We start from the raw sequence: 21104 nt of genomic DNA on the forward strand, positions 1-21104 counted from the left end.
CGGTTATGCTCCCCCTTCGTCGTGTATTAACGGAGCCTTCATGACCGCTGCCCGCCTGTTTCTCCCCTTGAGCCTTGCCCTGCTGGCCGGATGCGCCAGTGCCCCTAAGCAAAACGTCAGCGTGGACAACCAGAGCGCCTGCCCGCTCCAGCTTAAAAACGGGCAAAACCTGATCCTCACTCTGCCCAGCAACCCCACCACCGGCTATCGCTGGGCCATCCAGGACTCCGCGGGCGGCGTGTTGCGCGCCTTGAGCCCCGAGGTCTACAGCAGCACCGAATCCGGCGTGATTGGCGGTGGTGGCCAGTCCACCTGGCGCTTCCAGGCGTTTGCTCCAGGGCAAGGGCGGTTGCGCCTGACGTCCCAGCAACCCTGGGAGCCAGAAGCCGAACCTGTCGAAACCTTTGACTGCGCCATTACGGTGAACTGATATGCCCTGGCTGATCCTTGCGTTGATGGGCGCCGGCACCTTTGTCTACGGCCTGGCGACCCATGCGACGCTGCTGTGCCTGCTGGTCAAGCCGCTGCCGGTGCTGGCGCTGCTGGGATGGCTGCATGACGCGCCGCCCACCGAGTATCGACGCTGGATCAGCCTGGGGTTGATTTTCTCCGTGGTGGGCGACGTGTTGCTCGCCTGGCCAGGCGACCTGTTTATCTTTGGCCTGGGCGCGTTCCTGTTCGCGCATCTGGCCTATCTCAAAGCCTATTTCAGTGACTGTCGGCGCTTAGCCTTGCTGCCGCTGGTGCTGGCCCTCGGCGTTGGCGCAATCTTGCTGAGCATCCTGATCGCCCATGGCCTCGGTGAATTGCTGATACCGGTGGTGGTTTACGCACTGGTGATCAGCGCCATGCTTTGGCGTGCGTTGGCGCGACTGGGCAGCCAGGTGCCCAAACGTTCGGCGTGGCTGGCGGCGGCGGGTGCGGTGTCGTTTGTGGTATCCGATGCGCTGATCGGCATCAACCGGTTCGTGCTGGCGTTCGAGGCGGCGCCGTATTTACTGATCGCCACGTACTGGCTCGGGCAGTGGGGCATCACCGCCTCGGCTTTCCATCAGACAACCCGCGCATCCGAGGAGCAACTTGGCTAAAATGCCGGCCTTTCCCCCATCGTCGCCGGAACAGCCGTGAGCAAAGAACCCGATCGCCTATTCGCCCAGCCCCTGCCCCAGGTGCCGGACTTCGCCTTTAACGAGGATGTGGTGCGGGTGTTCCCGGACATGATCAAGCGCTCGGTGCCGGGTTACCCCACTATCGTCGAAAACCTCGGCGTGCTGGCCGCGCAATTTGCCCAGCCGGATAGCGTGCTGTATGACCTGGGCTCTTCCCTGGGCGCCGTGACCCAAGCCCTGCGTCGCCATGTGCGCACCGAGGGTTGCCGGGTAATCGCTGTGGATAACTCGGCCGCGATGGTCGAGCGCTGCCGCGAATACCTCAATGGCCAGGACTCGATGTTCCAGGAGTTGCTGCCCGTGGAGGTGATCGAGGGCGATATCCTCGCCCTGCAATTCAAGCCTGCCTCGGTGGTGGCGCTGAACTTTACCCTGCAATTTATCGCCCCCCAGGAGCGCCTGGCGTTGCTGGGGCGCATTCGCCAGGCGCTGCTGCCGGGCGGGGCGTTGATCCTGTCGGAAAAGCTGCGCTTTAACGATGTTGAAGAACACGCACTGCTGACCGACCTGCATATCGCCTTCAAGCGCGCTAACGGCTACAGCGAACTGGAAATCGCCCAGAAGCGCAGCGCCATCGAAAACGTCATGAAGCCCGACAGCCTCGAAGAACACCGCGAACGCCTGCTGGCGGCCGGGTTCTCGAAAGTCGTGCCGTGGTTCCAGTGTCTTAACTTTGCCTCGTTGATTGCCTTGCCATGATTGATTTGTCCCCCCTCGCCCGCCACTTGGTCGGCACCCCCCTGGCCGTCTGGGCCCAGGGCCTGCAAGCGCAGCTCGATAGCAAGATGGAAAAGGGTCATGGCGACCTGGAGCGCTGGCAGAGTGCGTTGGATGCACTGCCGAAGATCCAGCCCAGTGAAGTCGACTTGTTGAACGGCCTGGTGCTGGACACTGATTGCGACGACGCCACCCGTGAGCAAATGCACACCGCCTTGATGGGCCTGAGCCCCTGGCGCAAAGGCCCGTTCCATCTGTTCGGTGTGCATGTGGACACCGAGTGGCGTTCGGACTGGAAGTGGTCGCGAGTGGCGCCGCACCTGAACCTCAAAGGCAAGCGCATCCTCGACGTGGGCTGCGGCAACGGCTACTACATGTGGCGCATGCTCGGCGCCGGGGCCGACAGCGTGATTGGCGTGGACCCCAACTGGCTGTTCTTCTGCCAGTTCCAGGCGGTGCAGCGTTACCTGTCCGAACCCAAGGCCTGGCACCTGCCGTTCCCGTTCGAAGACTTGCCGGCCAATCTGGAAGGCTTCGACACGGTGTTCTCCATGGGCGTGTTCTACCATCGCCGCTCGCCCATCGAGCATTTGCTGGCGTTGAAGGACACCCTGGTCAAGGGCGGCGAGCTGGTGTTGGAAACATTGGTGGTGGAAGGCGATCAGCAACAAGTACTGGTGCCGGAAGACCGTTACGCCCAGATGCGCAACGTGTGGTTCCTACCGTCGGTGCCGGCGTTGATGCTATGGCTGCGCCGCGCCGGTTTCAGTGATGTGCGGTGCGTGGATGTGAGCGTGACCACGATTGAGGAACAGCGTGGGACGCAGTGGATGAAATATCAGTCGCTGAGCGACTTCCTGGATCCTGAAGATCACAGCAAGACCATTGAAGGGCTGCCGGCACCGATGCGAGCGGTGATCATCGCGCGTAAATGACACCACCCTTTTCCTGAAAAAATGGAGATTAACTGTGGGAGCTGGCTTGCCTGCGATAGCGGTGGGTCAGTCAATATTGGGCTGACTGACAGATAGCTATCGCAGGCAAGCCAGCTCCCACATTGATACTTCAGTGTTCTTCAGAGTGGTGGCTTGGCTCGGCGGGCTTTGAAGAACTCGCTGAGGACAGCCCCACACTCCTCGGCCAACACCCCACCTTCAAACAACACCCGATGGTTAAGAAAACCCTGGGTAAAAAACTGCCCCTGGCTTTGCACGATTCCCGCCTTCGGCTCCAAAGCGCCATACACCACCCGCGCCACCCGCGAATGCACGATCAGCCCCGCACACATGCTGCACGGTTCCAGCGTCACGTACAGCGTGCTGCCCACCAGCCGATAGTTGCTGATCGCTTGCGCAGCGGCGCGGATCGCGACCATTTCGGCATGGGCGCTGGGGTCGTTGCCGCTGATGGGGCAGTTGAAGCCGCGGCCGATGATTTCACCGTCCTGCACCAGCACGGCGCCCACCGGCACCTCGCCCAATGCCGCGCCTTGGGCGGCGCGCGCCAGGGCTTCGCGCATAAAGTCCTGGTCGCGGCTGCGGTCGATAATCGCGGCGGGGCGAATCTGGCGCATCACGCCACCTCGATGGCGGCCATCAGGCCGGTTTCCATGTGGTCGATCACATGGCAATGGAACATCCACACCCCGGGGTTATCCGCCACCAAAGCCACGCGGGCGCGTTCGTTCTTGCCCAGCAGGTAGGTGTCGGTGAAATACGGGATCACCTTGTGGCGGTTGGACGCGAGCACCTTGAAACTCATGCCGTGCAGGTGGATCGGGTGCTGGTACTGGGTCATGTTCTTCAATTCGAAAATATAGCTCTTACCCTTTTCCAGCTTGGCAATCGGGCGGTCGGCGCAGGTCTTGTCGGTGATGTCCCAGGCCTGGCCGTTGATCTGCCACAGGCTCGGCGGCTTGCCGTTCTCGACATTGACCGACACCGAGCCGACCCATTCGAAATTAAAGTTGAGCTTCTCCGCGTTGGCCAGGTCTGGCTCGGCGACCGGGTTGGCCGGCAATGCCTTTGGCCACGCGGTAGGCGCGTCGGTATTGGCCACCGAGCGGAAGGTGCCAAGGCGCACCGGGCCGTGGCGCAGCGACAGTTCTTCGCCCGCCGGTGGCGCCTTGATCGCCAGGCAAATGCGCATGCCCGGGCCCAGCCAATATTCCTTGCCCAACGGGCGCGGCTCGATGGGGTTGCCGTCCAACGCGTAGATCTGCGCTTCGACGCCAGGAATATTGAGACGATAAGTCAGGGTGTTGTCGAGGTTGAGCAGGCGCACGCGGGTGATTTGCCCAGCCGGCAGGTCGATCACCGCCTGGGGCACGCCGTTGATAGTCGAGAGACGCCCGGCCGTGCCGCCACGCGCCGCTTCACGGGGGATGCTGAACTCGACGAACGCACCCTCCTCGTCGATGTGCCAGTTCTTCAGGCTCAAGGTGCGTTCGTACTTGAAGCCGGTGGGTTCGCGCTCTTCCACGATCAACGGGCCGACCAGGCCACGGCCGAGCTCTTCGCTGCTGCTGACATGGGGGTGGTACCAGTAACTGCCGGCATCGGGCACGCGGAATTTGTAGTCGAAGTATTCGCCAGGCAGCACGGGCAATTGTGAGACGTAGGGCACGCCGTCCATTTCCAGCGGCAGGCGGATGCCGTGCCAGTGGATGGTGGTGGCAACCGGCAGATGGTTGATAAAGCGCACCCGCAGCCACTCGCCTTGGCGCACCCGCAACTCGGTGCCCGGCGCCGATGGGCCGAACGCCCAGGCTTGAGTCTTGTGCCCCGGCACCAACTCTACGTCCAGGGGTGCGGCGATCAGCTCGTAATCGTGCCCGGCCTCGGACTCAGCGACTTTCCCCAGCCAGTAGCGGTAACCACCGCCGGCTCCGACGCCTACTACGGCCAGGCCAGCAAGACCACCCAGGATTTGTCGACGGGAAAAGGATCGGGACACAACAACCTCGCGTATCTGCCGCAGACCAAGGGCCCGCAAAGGGCTGATACGATACACCTGCGCCGGCTAAACAGTAAGGCTTCGCATTGCCGCACAGATGAAACATGGCTCAAACCTGTAGGAGCGAGCTTGCTCGCGAAAGACCTGAGAACAACGCAGGGAGCCAGACTCCCCGCGTCATCGTTAACGACCTTCGCGAGCAAGCTCGCTCCTACAGGTTAATGTGCGATCAGGCCTTGGCAGCAGCCAAAATCAGGGCTTTCATCTCGGCCACCGCGCCTTTGAAACCGACGAACAACGCGTGGGCCACCAGCGCATGGCCGATGTTCAGTTCGTTGATACCTTTGATCGCGGCCACGGCTTCGACGTTGTGATAGTGCAGGCCATGGCCGGCATTGACGATCAAGCCTTCGTTGAGCCCGCAGTTCACGCCGTCGATGATACGTTGCAGTTCGTCGGCCACTTCAGTCGGCGTGGTGGCATCGGCATAACGGCCAGTGTGCAGCTCGATGGCCGGGGCGCCGACACGGCGGGAGGCTTCGATCTGGCGTTCGTCGGCGTCGATAAACAGCGAGACTTCACTGCCGATCCGCGACAGGCGCTCCACCGCAGCCTTGATCCGCGCTTCCTGGCCGGCGACGTCGAGCCCGCCTTCGGTGGTCAACTCCTGGCGGGTTTCCGGTACCAGGCAGATATGCGCCGGGCGGATGCGCTCGGCGAACGCCATCATTTCTTCAGTGACGCCCATTTCGAAGTTCATGCGGGTTTGCAGCACGTCCTTGAGCAGCAGCACGTCGCGCTCCTGGATGTGGCGGCGGTCTTCGCGCAGGTGCACGGTGATGCCGTCGGCGCCCGCTTCTTCGGCGTCCAGCGCGGCCTTGACCGGGTCAGGGTAACGGGTGCCCCGGGCCTGGCGCAGGGTGGCGACGTGGTCGATGTTGACGCCAAGAAGAATGCGATTGCTGGTGGTCACGGAAGCGCTCCTGAAAAGGGAAAGAATCGGTGCACAGCATACACGGGGATGTCAGGGCTTTCGAAACAACTCGCGACTGACCAGCGGCCGCCCGCCCAGATGCACGGCCAAGGCCTGGCGCATCAGGCGCTTGGCCGCGGACAGCGCACCAGGCGCGTGCCAGTCGGCTTCGCTCATGGCCAGCAGCTCGGTGCCCTGGAACAGGCCGGGCTGCAGCAGGTACACACGCTCAAGCCCTGCATCGACTTGCAGGCGATACATGCCGTCGGCGGCGATGGGCTCGCCGTGCAGGTCGTTGGCCAGTTCGAAGCCGTAGCCCAGGTCGTCGAGCAGGCGCCATTCGAAGGCGCGCAGCAGCGGTTCCAACGGACCGCCTTCAGCGAGGGCAAGCAAAGTGGCAGCGTAGTGATCGAAGACTGCCGGGTGCGGGTCTTCGGCGGGCAACAGGCGAATCAGCAGCTCATTGAGGTAAAGGCCGCTGAACAGCGCATCGCCGTTAAGCCAGGCCGAGGTGCCAACGCTTTCCAGGCGGCCGACGGTTTTCAGCTCGCCCTTGCCGCGAAACTCCACGTCCAGCGCCACGAACGGCCGCGCCAAGGTGCCCGCCTTGCCCCGCGCGCTGCGCAAGACTGCGCGCAGGCGGCCTTGGGGCGTGAGGAAGTCCACCAGCGCGCTGGTTTCGCGGTAGGCGCGGCTGTGCAGGACATAGGCGAGTTGGCTGGGGGGTTGAGTTGAGGACATAGGCTCTCGCTGCTGGAATGCGATTGTGACAACAACATAAACCTAATGTGGGAGCGGGCTTGCTCGCGAAAGCGGTGGGTCAGCCAATACATGTACCGACTGAAGAACCGTCTTCGCGAGCAAGCCCGCTCCCACATTTTTCGTCCTGCTGTGTGACTGGAGGCCGATTACAGGTCGCCGTAGCCCAGGGAGCGCAACGCACGCTCATCATCGGACCAGCCACCCTTCACCTTCACCCACAGGTTGAGCATGATCTTGGAGTCGAACAGCAGCTCCATGTCCTTGCGCGCTTCGGTGCCGATGCGCTTGATGCGCTCGCCCTTGTCGCCAATGATGATCTTCTTCTGGCCGTCACGTTCGACGAGGATCAGCGCATGAATGTGCAAGGTCTTGCCCTGCTGCTTGAACTCTTCGATTTCGACGGTGATCTGGTACGGCAGTTCGGCGCCCATCTGGCGCATGATTTTCTCACGCACCAGCTCGGCGGCAAGGAAGCGGCTGCTGCGGTCGGTGATCTGGTCTTCCGGGAAGAAGTGCTCGTTCTCCGGCAGGTGCTCGGCGATCACGCGCTCCAGGGCTTCAAGGTTGTGGCCGTGCTGGGCCGAGATCGGGATGATCTGGGCGTTCGGCAGTTGTTCCTGCAGCCAGCTCAGGTGCGGCATCAGCTCGGCTTTGTCTTCGATACGGTCGGTCTTGTTCAGCGCGACGATCAACGGGCCGGTCACATATTGCACACGCTCAAGGACCATCTGGTCTTCGTCGGTCCACTTGGTGCGGTCGACTACAAAGATCACCACGTCGACGTCTTTCAACGCGGCCGAGGCGGTCTTGTTCATGTAGCGGTTCAGGGCTTTCTCGCCGCCTTTGTGCATGCCAGGGGTATCAACATACACAGCTTGCACGTTGCCTTCGGTCTTGATGCCCAGCATGTTGTGGCGGGTGGTCTGGGGCTTGCGCGAGGTGATCGCGAGCTTCTGGCCGAGAATGTGGTTGAGCAGCGTGGACTTGCCCACGTTCGGGCGGCCGACGATGGCAACATAGCCACAGCGTGTTGCGGTTGAATCAGTCATGGCCATTCTCCACGCCCAGGGCAATCAGTGCTGCAGCGGCCGCTACCTGTTCGGCAATACGACGGCTCACACCCTGACCTCGGCTTTTTTCGTTCAATAAGGTGATTTCACATTCCACGAAGAACACCCGGCAATGGGGCTCTCCCTGGATATCCACCACTTCGTAGCGTGGCAGTTCGCAACCGCGCGACTGCAGGTACTCTTGCAGGCGGGTCTTGGGATCCTTGTTGGTATCTACCAGCGTCAGGCTTTCGATTTCCGAGGCCAGCCAGGCGACAACGCGCTCCTTGGCCGTCTCCATGCCTGCATCAAGGTAGATCGCACCGATCAAGGCTTCCAGGGCATCAGCCAGGATTGACTCGCGACGGAAACCGCCGCTTTTCAACTCACCGGAACCCAGCCGCAGGTACTCGCCCAGGCCGAAGCCTCGGGCCAGCACGGCCAGGGTCTCGCCTTTTACAAGGCGTGCGCGCAGGCGCGAAAGCTGGCCTTCTCGCGCTTGGGGGAAACGCTCGAACAGCGCCTCGCCGGCGGCGAAATTGAGGATAGCGTCACCGAGGAATTCCAGGCGCTCGTTATTGCGCCCTGCAAAGCTGCGGTGTGTGAGGGCAAGGACCATCAATTCCTGGTCCTTGAAGGTGTAGCCGAGCTGGCGCTCGAGACGACTGAGAGAAACGGTCACGGTTTATCCATATCTAGTTGATGGCACCGGCGGCCATCGACGATTGACGCAGTGTTCAAATTCAAATCCTGATGGGTACCGGGCATCGGAAAATGTCCAAGCCCCAGAAAAGCATTCGGCGCTGTGTTCACAGCGCCGCTTGTATTACTTGATCAGCCCGACCCGCGAGAAGTTCGGCAGGTGGCTGAGCTTGGGTTCCGGCCAACTCATCCAGACCGCGAAGGCTTTGCCGACAATGTTCTCGTCGGGCACCATGCCCAGCAGGTCCTTGGGAATGTTGGGGTCATCCCAATAGCGGCTGTCGTTGGAGTTGTCGCGGTTGTCGCCCATCATGAAATAGTGCCCGGCAGGCACTTTCCACTGGCCATCCGGCATCGCACGGTAGCGGCTCATTTCCTTGCGGATCTGGTGCTCCACCGCGCCGAGTTTTTCCTGGTACAGCTCGGCGCTGCCCAAGGTGTTCGGCTCGGCGCCCAACAGTTTCTCGGCCACCGACTCACCGTTGATGAACAGGCGCTTGTCGCTGGTGTAGCGCACCACGTCGCCCGGCAGGCCGACCACACGCTTGATGTAGTTGACGTTCGGGTCGCTTGGGTAGCGGAACACCATCACATCGCCGCGCTGCGGGTCACCCACGGGGATGACTTTCTTGTCGATCACCGGCAGGCGAATGCCGTAGGAAAACTTGTTCACCAGGATGAAGTCGCCCACGTCCAGGGTCGGTTTCATCGACCCCGAAGGGATCTGGAACGGCTCTACCAGAAACGAGCGCAGCACCAGCACGATGAACAACACTGGGAAGAACGACTTGCCGTACTCAACCAGCAAGGGCTCTTTGTTCAGCTTCTCGACCACCACCGCATCGGGCTGGCTGACGCTGCCCTGATAGGAAGCGATGGCCGCCCGACGACGCGGGGCGAAGAACACCAGATCGAGCAACGCCAGGAGACCACAGACGGCAACGGCAATGACCAGCAACAGCGGGAAATTTAGTGACATAGGACCTAACTATCCAACCTGAGCACCGCAAGGAAGGCTTCTTGTGGAACTTCCACGTTGCCTACTTGCTTCATGCGTTTTTTACCGGCCTTTTGCTTCTCAAGCAGCTTGCGCTTACGGCTTACGTCACCGCCGTAGCATTTGGCCAGTACGTTCTTTCTGAGAGCCTTGACGGAAGTCCGTGCAATGATCTGCCCGCCAATGGCGGCCTGGATCGCGACGTCGAACATCTGGCGCGGAATCAGTTCTTTCATCTTCTCGGTCAGTTGGCGACCTTTGTAGTGCGCGTTGTCCTTGTGCACGATCAGTGCCAAGGCATCTACCTTGTCGCCGTTGATCAGCACGTCCAGTTTCACCAGATTAGCCGATTGGTAACGATCGAAATGGTAGTCCAGCGAAGCATAGCCGCGACTGGTGGACTTGAGACGGTCGAAGAAGTCCAGGACCACTTCGTTCATCGGCATATCGTAGGTCACTTGTACCTGGGTACCGAGGAACAGCATGTCGCGCTGCACGCCACGCTTTTCGATGCACAGGGTAATGACGTTGCCCAAGTGTTCCTGCGGTACCAGGATATTGGCCCGCACGATCGGCTCGCGCATGTCTTCGATGGCCGACAGGTCCGGGAGCTTGGACGGGTTGTCGACGTAAATCGTTTCACCGGTTTTGAGCAGCAACTCAAAAATAACGGTTGGCGCGGTGGTGATCAGGTCCAGGTCGTATTCGCGCTCAAGGCGCTCCTGGATGATCTCCATGTGCAGCATGCCCAGGAACCCGCAACGGAAGCCGAAGCCCAGGGCGTCGGAACTTTCCGGGGTGTACTGCAACGACGAGTCGTTGAGGGTCAGTTTTTGCAGGGCTTCGCGGAAGTCTTCGAAGTCATCGGAGCTGACCGGGAACAGGCCGGCGTAGACCTGTGGCTGGATGCGTTTGAAGCCGGGCAGCACGTCGACGTCTGGCGTGGAGCTCAGGGTCAGGGTGTCACCCACTGGCGCACCGTGAATGTCCTTGATGCCGGCGATGATGAAGCCTACTTCACCGGCTTTCAGATCAACGGTAGCGGTGTGTTTCGGGTTGAATACACCGACGCTGTCCACCAGGTGGATCTTGCCGGTGGACTTGACCAGGATCTTGTCGCCCTTCTTCACACGGCCATGGCGCACGCGAACCAGGGAAACAACGCCCAGGTAGTTGTCGAACCAGGAGTCGATGATCAACGCTTGCAGCGGATCTTCGTAGTTGCCGGTCGGCGCAGGAATGGTGTGCACTAGGCGCTCGAGCACTTCGTCCACACCCAGGCCTGTCTTGGCGCTGCAGGTAACGGCGTCGGTGGCGTCGATGCCGATGATCTTCTCGATCTCTTCCTTGACGCGCTCAGGCTCGGCCTGGGGCAGGTCGATCTTGTTGAGCACGGGCATGACTTCCAGGCCCTGCTCGATCGCGGTGTAGCAGTTGGCAACCGACTGTGCCTCGACGCCCTGGCCGGCATCGACCACCAGCAACGCACCTTCACAGGCCGCCAGCGAGCGGCTGACTTCGTAGGTGAAGTCAACGTGGCCAGGGGTGTCAATGAAGTTCAGTTGGTAAGTGATGCCGTCTTTGGCCTTGTAGTACAGCGTGACGCTGTGGGCCTTGATGGTGATCCCGCGCTCGCGTTCGAGGTCCATGGAATCCAGTACCTGGGCTTCCATTTCACGCTCGGCAAGGCCGCCGCACATCTGGATAAATCGATCGGCCAGCGTCGACTTGCCATGGTCAATGTGGGCGATGATGGAGAAATTGCGGATATGACTCAAATCACTCACGGATCAACACTCAAAAAGGCTGCAGGCAGATTGCCCGCTGAAAAATAGCCGGGAATTGTACCTGATGCTCAGGCCAGACGTCATCTTTGCTGACCAATACAAAAAAGCCCCGTTTCCACGGGGCTTGTTACTGTAGGAGCGAGCTTGCTCGCGAAGATCACCAACGATAACGCGCTTATGCTGGATAAACGCGGCGTTTCGTAGATTTTCGCGAGCAAGCTCGCTCCTACAGGGAGGGGCATTATGCGAGCGCGGCTTCAACCGGCCCGGCGCAGCAGCCAGAACCCGGCCACGGCACAAATGGCCGTGGGCACCAGCACCGCAAACAGCGGCGAGAAGCCAAATACCAAGCTTGAAGGCCCGAGCAAATCCTGGGCGATGCGGAAGGTGAAGCCCACCAGCACACCGGTAAATACCCGCTGGCCCAGGGTCACGGAGCGCAACGGCCCGAAAATGAAGGAGATCGCCATCAACACCAAGGCGGCGGTAACCACTGGCTGCAAGACTTTCACCCAGAACGCCAGCCAGTAACGGCCATTGTTCAAACCCTGATCCTTGAGATAGTGGATATAGCTCCACAAACCGGAGATAGGCAGGGCTTCCGGCACCATCACCACGGTATTGAGCAATTCCGGCTTGAGGGCGATATCCCACTGTTCGGTCGGCACATTCACCACTTCGGTGCTGGACTGGGTGCCCTGGCCCACGTTACGAAAGTGCGTGGTGGTGACGTCGCTCAGTTGCCATTGCTCGCCACTGTACTGCGCGCGCTTGGCGAAGCTGGACGACAACATGTGGCGCTCTTTATCGAAGGTGTAGCGGGTCACCCCGATCAACAGGCCACCCGGTTGCACGGCGTTGATGTGGATGAACTCGTCACCCTGGCGGTGCCACAGGCCGTGCTTGGCGCTTTGCGCATCGCCCGAACCCTGGGCCAGGGCGCGATTGGCCTGGGCGGTGGCTTCGGCCGGTGGCGCGACGTATTCACCGATCAGCACGCTGCACGCCATCAGCAGCAGCATCGGTTTCATCACCGCCCAGACGATACGGCCAATGGACACCCCGGCGGCGCGCATGATGGTCAGCTCGCTGTTGCTGGCCAGGGTGCCCAGGCCGATCAGGCAGCCAATCAGCGCGGCCATTGGCATCATGTCGTAAAGACGACGCGGCGCGGTCAGTGCCACGTAGCTCAGCACGTCCGTGACCGTGTAGGTGTCGGTGACGTTGCCCACTTCATCAATGAAGGCGAACAGCAAGGCCAGGCCAAGGATGATGCCCAGTACCGCCAGGATGGCGATCAGTACGCTAATGCCGATGTAGCGATCAAGCTTAGCCACGAGCCAACTCCTTCAGGCCACGACGGCTCTTCATTTTCAAACGGATAGGTTCCCAATAGAGCAGCCCCAGACCGATCATCAGGAAAACCCCGTGCACCCACCACAGGCCCAGGGCCGGCGGCAGCTTGCCCTTCTCCAGGGAACCACGGGCAGAAATCAGGATGGTCAGGTAGGCCATGTACAGCAGGATCGCCGGCAGCAACTTGAGGAAGCGCCCCTGGCGCGGGTTGACGCGCGACAGCGGCACGGCCATCAGGGTCACGATAAACACCAGCAGCGGCAGGGACAGGCGCCATTGCAACTCGGCGATGGAGCGCAATTCCGGGCTGCCGAACAGCGATGAGGTGGGCAGCGCGTCGCGGTCGGTCACCTCGTCACTGATCTCGGCCTTGGGCAGCATGACGCCATACGTGTCGTACTTGATCGCGCGATAGTCCGCCAGGCCTGGGCTGCCGTCGTAGCGGTAGCCGTTTTCCAGGATCAGGTAGCGGTTGCCATCGGGGCGGATTTCCTGGCGCCCGCTGTCGGCCACCAGAATGGTAATGCCACGGTCTTTCTGGTTCTGGCCGAGGTTCTTCTGGGAAATGAACACGCCGCCCAGGTTGGAGCGGTCGTCGGTCATGGTTTCGGTGTAGGTCACCCGTGAACCGTCGCTGAGCGCCTGGAAGCGACCGGGCTCGAGGGTGTCGAACTCCGTCATCGCATCCTGCTTGTTCAGCAGCAACTGGAATTGCATGGCCCCCTGGGGCGCCAGGCTCATGCTCAACCAGGCCACCACCAGGGCGACACCGGCGGCAGGCACCATGGTCATGGCCAGCAGGCGCTGCTGGCTCATGCCGGTGGCCGACAGCACAGTCATCTCACTTTCCAGGTACAGCCGGCCATAGGCCAGCAATATGCCGAGGAACAGGCCCAGCGGCAGGATCAACTGGAGCATGCCGGGCATCCGGTAGCCCATGATCAGGAACAGTGAGCCCGGATCCAGGGCGCCAGCGGCGGCTTGGGCCAGGAACTTGACGAAACGACCACTCATGATGATGACCAGCAACACCGCACTCACGGCACTCAGGGTCAACAGGACTTCGCGGGACAGATAACGGAAGACAATCAAACCAGACACTCCAGGGTTGTCAGGCTAAGGCGGCCAAACAAGCAAGCATACCGAGTCGACCCGTTTACCACGGGCCGGCTAAAAAGATGGCGCATTATCCTGTGATTGACCGCGCCTGTCACGGAGCTTACTCATGCGCACGCACAAAGCGTGCGCCAAGGGTTGTCAGGCTCCGCTGGCGAGGTTCAAACTGCGGCCTTTGTCGCTGGCGGTTTACAACGCTGCCGAGCTTTAAAGCCGGAGTACAAGCTCCCGGCTCACAGACCTTGATAAGGGACCCGAAAATGGAATTGGTTGTAAAAAGCGTTAGCCCCGAAACGTTGAAAACCGCCACCCTCGTGGTCGCTGTCGGCGAAGGCCGCACACTCGGCGTCGCCGCCAAGCAACTGGATGAACTGAGCGGCGGCGCTATCAGCGCCGTGCTCAAGCGCGGCGACCTGGCCGGCAAAGTCGGCCAGAGCCTGCTGCTGCAGAGCCTGCCCAACCTTAAGGCCGAGCGCGTTTTGCTGGTGGGCGTGGGCAAGGATGCCGAACTGGGCGACCGTCCGTTTCGCAAGATCGTCAGCGGCATCCTCACCACCCTCAAGGGCCTGGGCGGCAGCGATGCGGTGCTGGCACTCGATGAAATCGTGGTCAAGGGCCGCGACAGCTACGGCAAGACCCGCCTGCTGGCCGAGTCGCTGGTAGACGGCGGCTATATTTTCGACCAGTTCAAGAGCCAGAAAGCCGAACCCCGCGCCCTGAAGAAAATCACCCTGCTGACCATCAAGGCTGCCCAGGCTGAAGTCCAGCGCGCCGTCACCCACGCCCAGGCCATCGCTAACGGCATGTCGTTCACTCGCGACCTGGGCAACCTGCCGCCGAACATCTGCCACCCGACATTCCTGGGCGAACAGGCCAAGGCATTGGGCAAAGAGTTCAAGGGCTTGAAGGTTGAAGTGCTGGACGAGAAGAAGATCAAGGACCTTGGCATGGGCTCGTTCTATGCCGTGGGCCAGGGCAGCGACCAACCGCCACGCCTGATCGTGATGCAATACAACGGCGGCAAGAAGTCCGAGAAGCCTTACGCCTTGGTGGGTAAAGGCATCACTTTCGACACCGGCGGCATCAGCCTCAAGCCGGGCGCCGGCATGGACGAAATGAAGTACGACATGGGCGGCGCCGCCAGCGTGTTCGGTACCTTGCGTGCGGTGCTTGAGCTCAAGCTGCCGATCAACCTGGTGTGCATTTTGGCCTGTGCCGAGAATATGCCGAGCGGCGGTGCTGCGCGCCCGGGCGATATCGTCACCACCATGAGCGGCCAGACTGTGGAGATCCTCAACACCGACGCCGAAGGCCGCCTGGTGCTGTGCGACGCCCTGACCTACGCCGAGCGCTTCAAGCCCCAGGCCGTGATCGACATCGCCACTCTGACCGGTGCCTGCATCGTGGCCCTGGGCTCCCACACCTCAGGCCTACTGGGCAACAACGACGAACTGATCGAGCAACTGCTCAGCGCTGGCAAGGCTGCCGACGACCGCGCCTGGCAACTGCCGCTGTTCGATGAGTACCAGGAACAGCTCGACAGCCCGTTCGCCGACATCGCCAACATCGGTGGCCCGAAAGCCGGCACCATCACCGCAGCCTGCTTCCTGTCGCGCTTTGCCAAGAACTTCAACTGGGCTCACCTGGACATCGCCGGCACGGCCTGGACCAGCGGCGGCAAGGACAAGGGCGCCACTGGCCGTCCGGTACCCCTGCTGACCCAATACCTGCTGGATCGCGCCAAAGCTTAAGCGGCCCCGGCCCTTCTGTAGGAGCGAGCTTGCTCGCGAAGATCGCCTTTGATAACGCGTTCATTCTGGATGAACGCGGTGTCCTCTGGTTTTTCGCGAGCAAGCTCGCTCCTACAGCGGGTAATCAGGTCAGCCCCAGGATTTCCAATGCCCCAAGTCGACTTCTATATATTGCCCAGCGCCGATCCCCTCGCCCGTCTGGACTTTGCCTGCAAACTCACCGAAAAGGCCTGGCGCATGGGCCACCGCATCTACCTGCATTGCAGCGATGCCGCCCAACGTGACGAACTCGATGCCCGCCTGTGGCGCTTCAAGGGCGAGAGCTTCGTGCCCCACGGCCCCGCCGAATCCGAACCCGAAAGCCTGGTTGTGCTGGGTTTGGGGGATAATTGCGGCGATCACCATGATTTGCTGGTCAACCTCGACCTGAAAGTACCGGCCTTTGCCCAAGCGTTCGCCCGTGTGGCGGAAGTGGTGGTCGAAGACCCGGCTATTCGTCAGGCCGCGCGGGAGAGTTTCCGTTTCTACCGTGAACAGGGCTATCCTCTGCAAGATCACCGGCTACAACGACTTTGAGTACATGATGGACACTCCCAACCCGCTGAAAAAAGACGACCACCTGCTGGATGACCTGGAGTCGATCCGTCAGTTGCTGGGTGATGACAACCTGCAACCGCCGCTGCTGACCGACACGGTCGAGGACGAGGTACAGATTCCGCTGTTGTTCGACATGGTCGGCGGCAAGCCTGCCGCCCCGGAACCTGTGGTTGCAGAACCCGCTCCCGCCGCCGAAAAAGCCCCGGACGCGCTGTTGCTGCACCTGGACAACGAACTGCGCGCCGCCGCGCAATTGATCATGCAGGATGTGATCGATGACTTTGCGCCGCATATCGAGGCTGAGATCAAGCGTCGGATGGATGCGCGGATGGAGCGGTTGCTCAGCCAATACCAGAACTGAACCAGTCAAATATCCCTTGTGGGAGCGGGCTTGCTCGCGAAAGCGGTGTGACAGTCAACAAAAGTACTGGCTGACATACCGCTTTCGCGAGCAAGCCCGCTCCCACATTTGTCATGTGTATGACTCAAGCCCAGTCTTCACCTCGCCCTACGCCCTATCCCCCGTTATACTTGCCGGCTTTCCTGAATAAATGCCAACTAGGGTCCCGCCGCGCATGGATAAGACCTATCAGCCCCACGCTATCGAAACTTCCTGGTACAACACCTGGGAGTCCGAGAACTATTTCGCCCCACAAGGTGCGGGCGACTCGTACACCATCATGATTCCGCCACCGAACGTCACTGGCAGCCTGCACATGGGCCATGGCTTCAACAATGCGATCATGGATGCGTTGATCCGCTTCCGCCGCATGCAGGGTCGCGACACCCTGTGGCAACCGGGCACCGACCACGCCGGTATCGCCACCCAGATGCTGGTGGAACGCCAACTGGAAGCCACCGGCCAGAACCGTCACGACCTGGGTCGCGAGAAATTCCTGGAGAAAGTCTGGGAATGGAAGGACCAGTCCGGCGGTAATATCAGCCGTCAGATCCGTCGCCTGGGTTCGTCCGTAGACTGGAGCCGCGAGCGCTTCACCATGGACGACGGCCTGTCCGAAGCCGTAAAAGAAGCCTTCGTGCGCCTGCACGAAGACGGCCTGATCTACCGCGGCAAGCGCCTGGTCAACTGGGACACCAAGTTGCACACGGCGATTTCCGACCTTGAAGTGGAAAACCACGACGAGAAAGGCTTCCTGTGGAACCTCAAGTACCCGCTGGCCGACGGCGCCAAGACCGCTGAAGGCAACGATTACCTGATCGTTGCCACCACCCGTCCGGAAACCATGCTCGGCGATGCCGCCGTCGCCGTTAACCCGAACGACGAGCGCTACCAGGCGCTGATCGGCAAGTTCGTCGAACTGCCCTTGGTTGGCCGCCGTATCCCGATCATCGCGGACGACTATTGCGACCCTGAATTCGGCACCGGCTGCGTGAAAATCACCCCGGCCCACGATTTCAACGACTATGAAGTCGGCAAGCGCCACAACCTGCCGCTGCTGAACATCTTCGACAAAAATGCCGCCGTATTGCCGGCCTGCCAGGTGTTCAACCTGGACGGCTCGCTCAACGACAGCATCGACGGCAAGATCCCGGCTGAATACGCAGGCCTCGACCGTTTTGAAGCGCGCAAGCAGATCGTTGCCGCCTTCGACGCCGCCGGCTTGCTGGTCAGCGTCGACGACCACGGCCTGAAAGTACCCAAGGGCGACCGCTCCGGCACCGTGATCGAGCCGTGGCTGACCGACCAGTGGTACGTGTCCACCAAGCCGCTGGCCGAGCCTGCGATTGCTGCCGTCGAAGATGGCCGCATCCAGTTCGTGCCTAAACAGTACGAAAACATGTACTTCTCGTGGATGCGTGACATCCAGGACTGGTGCATCAGCCGTCAGCTGTGGTGGGGCCACCGTATTCCGGCCTGGTACGACGAATCGGGCAAGGTCTATGTAGGCCGCGACGAAGCCGAGGTGCGCGCCAAGCACAACCTCGGCGCGGACATCGCGCTGCAACAGGACAACGACGTACTGGACACCTGGTTCAGTTCGGGCCTGTGGACCTTCTCTACCCTGGGCTGGCCGCAGCAGACCGAGTTCCTGAAGAAATTCCACTCCACCGACGTGCTGGTCACCGGCTTCGACATCATTTTCTTCTGGGTTGCCCGGATGATCATGCTCACCATGCACCTGGTGAAGAACGAAGACGGCACCCCGCAGGTACCGTTCAAGACCGTGTACGTACACGGCCTGGTACGCGACGGCCAGGGCCAGAAGATGTCCAAGTCCAAGGGCAACGTTTTGGACCCGCTGGATATCATCGACGGCATCGACCTGGAAACCCTGGTGCAGAAACGCACCTCGGGCCTGATGCAGCCGAAACTGGCGAAAAAGATCGAGAAGCAGACCCGCGATGAGTTCGCCGACGGCATCGCCAGCTACGGCACCGACGCCCTGCGCTTCACCTTCTGCTCGCTGGCCTCCACCGGTCGCGACATCAAGTTCGACATGGGTCGCGTCGAAGGCTATCGCAACTTCTGCAACAAGATCTGGAACGCGGCGCGCTACGTGCTGGACAAAGGCGAAGACTGCGGCCAGAACGGCGAAGCCGTTGAACTGAGCCTGGCGGATCGCTGGATCATCTCGCAGTTGCAGCGCACCGAAGCCGAAGTGACCCGCCAGCTCGACCAGTTCCGTTTCGACCTGGCCGCACAGGCCCTGTACGAGTTCATCTGGAACCAGTATTGCGACTGGTACCTGGAACTGTCCAAGCCGGTACTGTGGGACGAAAACGCGCCGGTCGAGCGCCAGCGCGGCACCCGTCGCACCCTGGTGCGTGTGCTGGAAGTGGCGTTGCGCCTGGCGCACCCGTTCATGCCGTTCATCACCGAAGAAATCTGGCAGCGCCTGGCGCCGCTGGCCGGTATCGAAGGCAAGACCATCATGCTGCAACCTTGGCCGGTGGCCAACGAAGCGCGCATCGATGAGGCCGCCGAAAGCGATATCGAATGGCTCAAGACCCTGATGCTCGGCACGCGCAACATCCGCGCCGAGATGAACATCGGGCCGGGCAAGCCGTTGGCCGTGTTCGTCAAGAACGCCAGTGCCGAAGATCAGCGTCGCCTCAGCGAGAACGACGCGCTGCTCAAGAAGCTGGCCAAGCTGGAGTCGATCACCGTATTGGCTGCCGGTGCCGAAGCCCCGCTGTCCGCCACTGCGTTGGTGGGTGAAATGGAAGTGCTGGTGCCAATGGCCGGCCTGATCGACAAGGGTGCGGAACTTGCTCGTCTCGACAAGGAAATCGCGCGTCTGCAAGGCGAAGTGCAACGAGTGGGCGGCAAGCTGTCCAACGCGGCGTTCGTCGACAAGGCGCCGGCTGAAGTGATCGAGAAAGAACGCGCCAAGTTGGCCGAGGCAGAACAGGCCTTGGGCAAGCTGGCGGAGCAACATGCGCGGATTTCCAGCCTGTAAGGGGAAGCCGTGTAGAGAAAGAGGCCTTCGGGCCTCTTTTTTTGTCCAGAAAAACGACACCATTTGCGACTCTGAACCCTATCCCTGTGGGAGCTGGCTTGCCTGCGATAGCATCACCTCGGTCTGCCTGATACACCCAGTCGCCTGCATCGCAGGCAAGCCAGCTCCCACATTTGACCGAGTTGTCCTCGGGAATGTGTGACAATGCCCACCACATTGAGCCAACACCAGAATCATCATGACCGCCCCCACTACGCCCAAACCACCGCGCAAGAAGCCTAAAACCGCCGCCACGGCCAAACCCGTCGCGCCGCGCAAAGAGGCCACCCTGCACCCGCGCAACCGCCACACGGGCCGTTACGACTTCCCGGCGCTGATCAAGACCACGCCTGAACTGGCCAAATTCGTGATCATCAATCCCTACGGCAAAGAGAGCATCGACTTCGCCAGCCCGGATGCGGTGCGGGTGTTCAACCGGGCGTTGCTCAAGTCGTTCTATGGCATCCAGCATTGGGATATCCCGGCCGATTACCTGTGCCCGCCCGTGCCGGGGCGTGCTGACTACGTGCATTTCCTCGCCGACCTGCTGGCCAGCGTCAACGACGGCAAGATCCCGCGGGGCTCGATCGTCAAGGTGCTGGACATCGGCATGGGCGCCAACTGCGTGTATCCGCTGATTGGCTATATGGAGTACCGCTGGAACTTCCTCGGCTCGGAGGTCGACCCGATCGCCGTGTCCGCCGCCAAGGCCATCGTGCAATCCAACGACCTGAGCAAGGTCATCCAGCTGCGCCAGCAACCCAACCCCAAGCAGATCCTGTTGGGCCTGCTGGAGCCGGGTGAGCGCTTTGACCTTACGATGTGCAACCCGCCCTTCCATGCGTCCATGGACGAAGCCACCAAAGGCAGCGAGCGCAAGTGGCGCGCCTTGGGCAAGGCCGACCCGAAACGCAAGTTGCCGGTGCTTAACTTTGGTGGTCAATCGGCCGAACTGTGGTGTGAGGGCGGCGAGGCGCGGTTTGTGACGCAGTTGATCGCCGAAAGCGCGCACTTTGCGCATAAAGTGCTGTGGTTCAGCACCCTGGTGTCCAAAGCCTCCAACTTGCCGGCGATCGAAACGGCGCTGAAAAAAGCCGGTGTTCTGGAAAGCCAGGTGGTGGAGATGTCCCAGGGGCAGAAGCAGAGCCGCTTTGTGGCCTGGACGTTCCAGACCAAGAACGAGCAGCAGATCTGGCGCCAGCGCTGGATTCGATAAGCCCGCCACACAATAAAATCGCAGGCAATAAAAAACCGTGCCCGGATCACTCCGAAGCACGGTTTTTTTTTGCTGCGTCTTACTTGTTAACAGCGTCGGTCAGGCCTTTAGCCACAACCAGCTTGATAACTTTCTTGGCAGCGATTTCGATGGCAGCGCCAGTCGAAGGGTTACGGCCAGTACGGGCAGGACGCTCGGTCACTTTCAGTTTGCCAACGCCTGGCAGAGTGATTTCGCCGCCATTTTCCAGCTGATCAGCAACAACTTGGCTCAGTTGGTCCAGCAGAGCACGCACGGTAGTTTTCGGTGCGTCTACTGCTTCAGCCAGGTCAGCGATCAGTTGGTCTTTAGTAATAGCCATTGTGGTGTTCCTTCCCTATCAAATTCATATGGATTGCAGAGTGCAGTGTCAGCCGTCGAGCCCGACCGTCATGGCCTGGCATCCCCGGCCATAACCACGGAGATCGGGGTTATAGATGCTTGAAACGGGGATTGG

The 21104-nt window shown here is 61.0% G+C and carries 20 protein-coding genes; 9 read left to right on the plus strand and 11 right to left on the minus strand.

Annotation, left to right across the window (positions count from 1 at the left end):
- Window positions 1-40 precede the first annotated feature (40 nt).
- The 4 genes from MF6394_RS12125 to cmoB are packed head-to-tail and all read left to right on the plus strand — an operon-like array spanning window position 41 to window position 2821.
- Window positions 41-430, plus strand: a complete 390-nt coding sequence (locus MF6394_RS12125; RefSeq protein WP_032893399.1) for a protease inhibitor I42 family protein — start codon at window positions 41-43, stop codon at window positions 428-430.
- 1 nt (window position 431) lies between these two features.
- Window positions 432-1088: a lysoplasmalogenase gene (locus MF6394_RS12130; RefSeq protein ID WP_044272069.1), complete on the plus strand. Its 657-nt coding sequence runs from the start codon at window positions 432-434 to the stop codon at window positions 1086-1088.
- Window positions 1089-1124: 36 nt separating this feature from the next.
- Complete coding sequence (cmoA, locus tag MF6394_RS12135; RefSeq protein ID WP_044272068.1) at window positions 1125-1868, plus strand: carboxy-S-adenosyl-L-methionine synthase CmoA; 744 nt, start codon at window positions 1125-1127, stop codon at window positions 1866-1868.
- The gene (gene cmoB, locus MF6394_RS12140) at window positions 1865-2821 is read left to right on the plus strand and encodes a tRNA 5-methoxyuridine(34)/uridine 5-oxyacetic acid(34) synthase CmoB (RefSeq protein ID WP_044272067.1); all 957 of its coding nucleotides are present in this window, start codon (window positions 1865-1867) and stop codon (window positions 2819-2821) included. The genes cmoA and cmoB overlap by 4 nt, the downstream gene beginning before the upstream one ends.
- A gap of 140 nt (window positions 2822-2961) precedes the next feature.
- Here cmoB and tadA read toward each other — a convergent pair whose 3' ends face one another.
- The 10 genes from tadA to lptF form a co-directional block, all read right to left on the minus strand.
- On the minus strand, window positions 2962-3459 hold the full coding sequence (gene tadA / locus MF6394_RS12145; protein WP_078466746.1) for a tRNA adenosine(34) deaminase TadA: 498 nt from the start codon (window positions 3457-3459) through the stop codon (window positions 2962-2964).
- Window positions 3459-4841 (minus strand): multicopper oxidase family protein, encoded by a 1383-nt coding sequence (locus tag MF6394_RS12150; RefSeq protein WP_078466747.1) that lies wholly within the window; start codon window positions 4839-4841, stop codon window positions 3459-3461. The genes tadA and MF6394_RS12150 overlap by 1 nt, the downstream gene beginning before the upstream one ends.
- A 229-nt stretch (window positions 4842-5070) precedes the next feature.
- Window positions 5071-5814, minus strand: a complete 744-nt coding sequence (gene pdxJ / locus MF6394_RS12160; RefSeq protein ID WP_069558075.1) for a pyridoxine 5'-phosphate synthase — start codon at window positions 5812-5814, stop codon at window positions 5071-5073.
- Window positions 5815-5865: 51 nt separating this feature from the next.
- Entirely contained in the window at window positions 5866-6555 is a 690-nt protein-coding gene (gene recO / locus MF6394_RS12165; RefSeq protein WP_078466749.1) for a DNA repair protein RecO, read from the minus strand.
- Between the two features lie 167 nt (window positions 6556-6722).
- Entirely contained in the window at window positions 6723-7625 is a 903-nt protein-coding gene (era, locus tag MF6394_RS12170; protein ID WP_028618988.1) for a GTPase Era, read from the minus strand.
- Window positions 7618-8307 carry a ribonuclease III gene (gene rnc / locus MF6394_RS12175; RefSeq protein WP_003188856.1) on the minus strand — a complete coding sequence of 230 codons (690 nt, stop codon included), beginning with the start codon at window positions 8305-8307 and terminating at the stop codon, window positions 7618-7620. The genes era and rnc overlap by 8 nt, the downstream gene beginning before the upstream one ends.
- A 144-nt stretch (window positions 8308-8451) precedes the next feature.
- The gene (gene lepB, locus MF6394_RS12180) at window positions 8452-9306 is read right to left on the minus strand and encodes a signal peptidase I (protein WP_003188855.1); all 855 of its coding nucleotides are present in this window, start codon (window positions 9304-9306) and stop codon (window positions 8452-8454) included.
- Window positions 9307-9311: 5 nt separating this feature from the next.
- Complete coding sequence (lepA, locus tag MF6394_RS12185; RefSeq protein WP_003188853.1) at window positions 9312-11111, minus strand: translation elongation factor 4; 1800 nt, start codon at window positions 11109-11111, stop codon at window positions 9312-9314.
- 257 nt (window positions 11112-11368) lie between these two features.
- The gene (lptG, locus tag MF6394_RS12190) at window positions 11369-12448 is read right to left on the minus strand and encodes an LPS export ABC transporter permease LptG (protein ID WP_044272060.1); all 1080 of its coding nucleotides are present in this window, start codon (window positions 12446-12448) and stop codon (window positions 11369-11371) included.
- Window positions 12441-13559, minus strand: coding sequence for an LPS export ABC transporter permease LptF (gene lptF, locus MF6394_RS12195; RefSeq protein ID WP_003188848.1), 1119 nt, complete (start codon window positions 13557-13559; stop codon window positions 12441-12443). Before lptF ends, lptG begins: the two co-directional genes overlap by 8 nt.
- 284 nt (window positions 13560-13843) lie before the next feature.
- On the opposite strand from lptF, the gene MF6394_RS12200 reads away from it, so the two are divergent.
- The 5 genes from MF6394_RS12200 to rlmF all read left to right on the plus strand — a co-directional run bounded on the left by MF6394_RS12200 (window position 13844) and on the right by rlmF (window position 20608).
- Entirely contained in the window at window positions 13844-15334 is a 1491-nt protein-coding gene (locus MF6394_RS12200) for a leucyl aminopeptidase (RefSeq protein ID WP_034128658.1), read from the plus strand.
- 147 nt (window positions 15335-15481) lie between these two features.
- Entirely contained in the window at window positions 15482-15910 is a 429-nt protein-coding gene (locus MF6394_RS12205; protein WP_003188845.1) for a DNA polymerase III subunit chi, read from the plus strand.
- 7 nt (window positions 15911-15917) lie between these two features.
- Window positions 15918-16292, plus strand: a complete 375-nt coding sequence (locus tag MF6394_RS12210) for a DNA polymerase III subunit chi (protein ID WP_078466750.1) — start codon at window positions 15918-15920, stop codon at window positions 16290-16292.
- A 214-nt stretch (window positions 16293-16506) separates the two neighbouring features.
- Complete coding sequence (locus MF6394_RS12215) at window positions 16507-19353, plus strand: valine--tRNA ligase (protein ID WP_032893408.1); 2847 nt, start codon at window positions 16507-16509, stop codon at window positions 19351-19353.
- A gap of 238 nt (window positions 19354-19591) precedes the next feature.
- The gene (rlmF, locus tag MF6394_RS12220) at window positions 19592-20608 is read left to right on the plus strand and encodes a 23S rRNA (adenine(1618)-N(6))-methyltransferase RlmF (protein WP_078466751.1); all 1017 of its coding nucleotides are present in this window, start codon (window positions 19592-19594) and stop codon (window positions 20606-20608) included.
- 79 nt (window positions 20609-20687) lie between these two features.
- Here rlmF and MF6394_RS12225 read toward each other — a convergent pair whose 3' ends face one another.
- Window positions 20688-20969: an HU family DNA-binding protein gene (locus MF6394_RS12225; protein WP_003188840.1), complete on the minus strand. Its 282-nt coding sequence runs from the start codon at window positions 20967-20969 to the stop codon at window positions 20688-20690.
- Window positions 20970-21104 lie beyond the last annotated feature (135 nt).

Origin of the sequence: Pseudomonas sp. MF6394, from assembly GCF_002018845.1 — a bacterium.
GTDB classification, from domain to species: Bacteria; Pseudomonadota; Gammaproteobacteria; order Pseudomonadales; family Pseudomonadaceae; genus Aquipseudomonas; species Aquipseudomonas lactis.

What these genes read in the sequence shown, in the direction of transcription:
- MF6394_RS12125 (WP_032893399.1), top strand. Translation starts at nt 41, where the DNA reads ATGACCGCTGCCCGCCTGTTTCTCCCCTTGAGCCTTGCCCTGCTGGCC.
- MF6394_RS12130 (WP_044272069.1), top strand. Translation starts at nt 432, where the DNA reads ATGCCCTGGCTGATCCTTGCGTTGATGGGCGCCGGCACCTTTGTCTAC.
- cmoB (WP_044272067.1), top strand. Translation starts at nt 1,865, where the DNA reads ATGATTGATTTGTCCCCCCTCGCCCGCCACTTGGTCGGCACCCCCCTG.
- tadA (WP_078466746.1), bottom strand. Translation starts at nt 3,459, where the DNA reads ATGCGCCAGATTCGCCCCGCCGCGATTATCGACCGCAGCCGCGACCAG.
- recO (WP_078466749.1), bottom strand. Translation starts at nt 6,555, where the DNA reads ATGTCCTCAACTCAACCCCCCAGCCAACTCGCCTATGTCCTGCACAGC.
- era (WP_028618988.1), bottom strand. Translation starts at nt 7,625, where the DNA reads ATGACTGATTCAACCGCAACACGCTGTGGCTATGTTGCCATCGTCGGC.
- lepB (WP_003188855.1), bottom strand. Translation starts at nt 9,306, where the DNA reads ATGTCACTAAATTTCCCGCTGTTGCTGGTCATTGCCGTTGCCGTCTGT.
- MF6394_RS12200 (WP_034128658.1), top strand. Translation starts at nt 13,844, where the DNA reads ATGGAATTGGTTGTAAAAAGCGTTAGCCCCGAAACGTTGAAAACCGCC.
- MF6394_RS12205 (WP_003188845.1), top strand. Translation starts at nt 15,482, where the DNA reads ATGCCCCAAGTCGACTTCTATATATTGCCCAGCGCCGATCCCCTCGCC.
- MF6394_RS12210 (WP_078466750.1), top strand. Translation starts at nt 15,918, where the DNA reads ATGGACACTCCCAACCCGCTGAAAAAAGACGACCACCTGCTGGATGAC.
- MF6394_RS12215 (WP_032893408.1), top strand. Translation starts at nt 16,507, where the DNA reads ATGGATAAGACCTATCAGCCCCACGCTATCGAAACTTCCTGGTACAAC.
- rlmF (WP_078466751.1), top strand. Translation starts at nt 19,592, where the DNA reads ATGACCGCCCCCACTACGCCCAAACCACCGCGCAAGAAGCCTAAAACC.
- MF6394_RS12225 (WP_003188840.1), bottom strand. Translation starts at nt 20,969, where the DNA reads ATGGCTATTACTAAAGACCAACTGATCGCTGACCTGGCTGAAGCAGTA.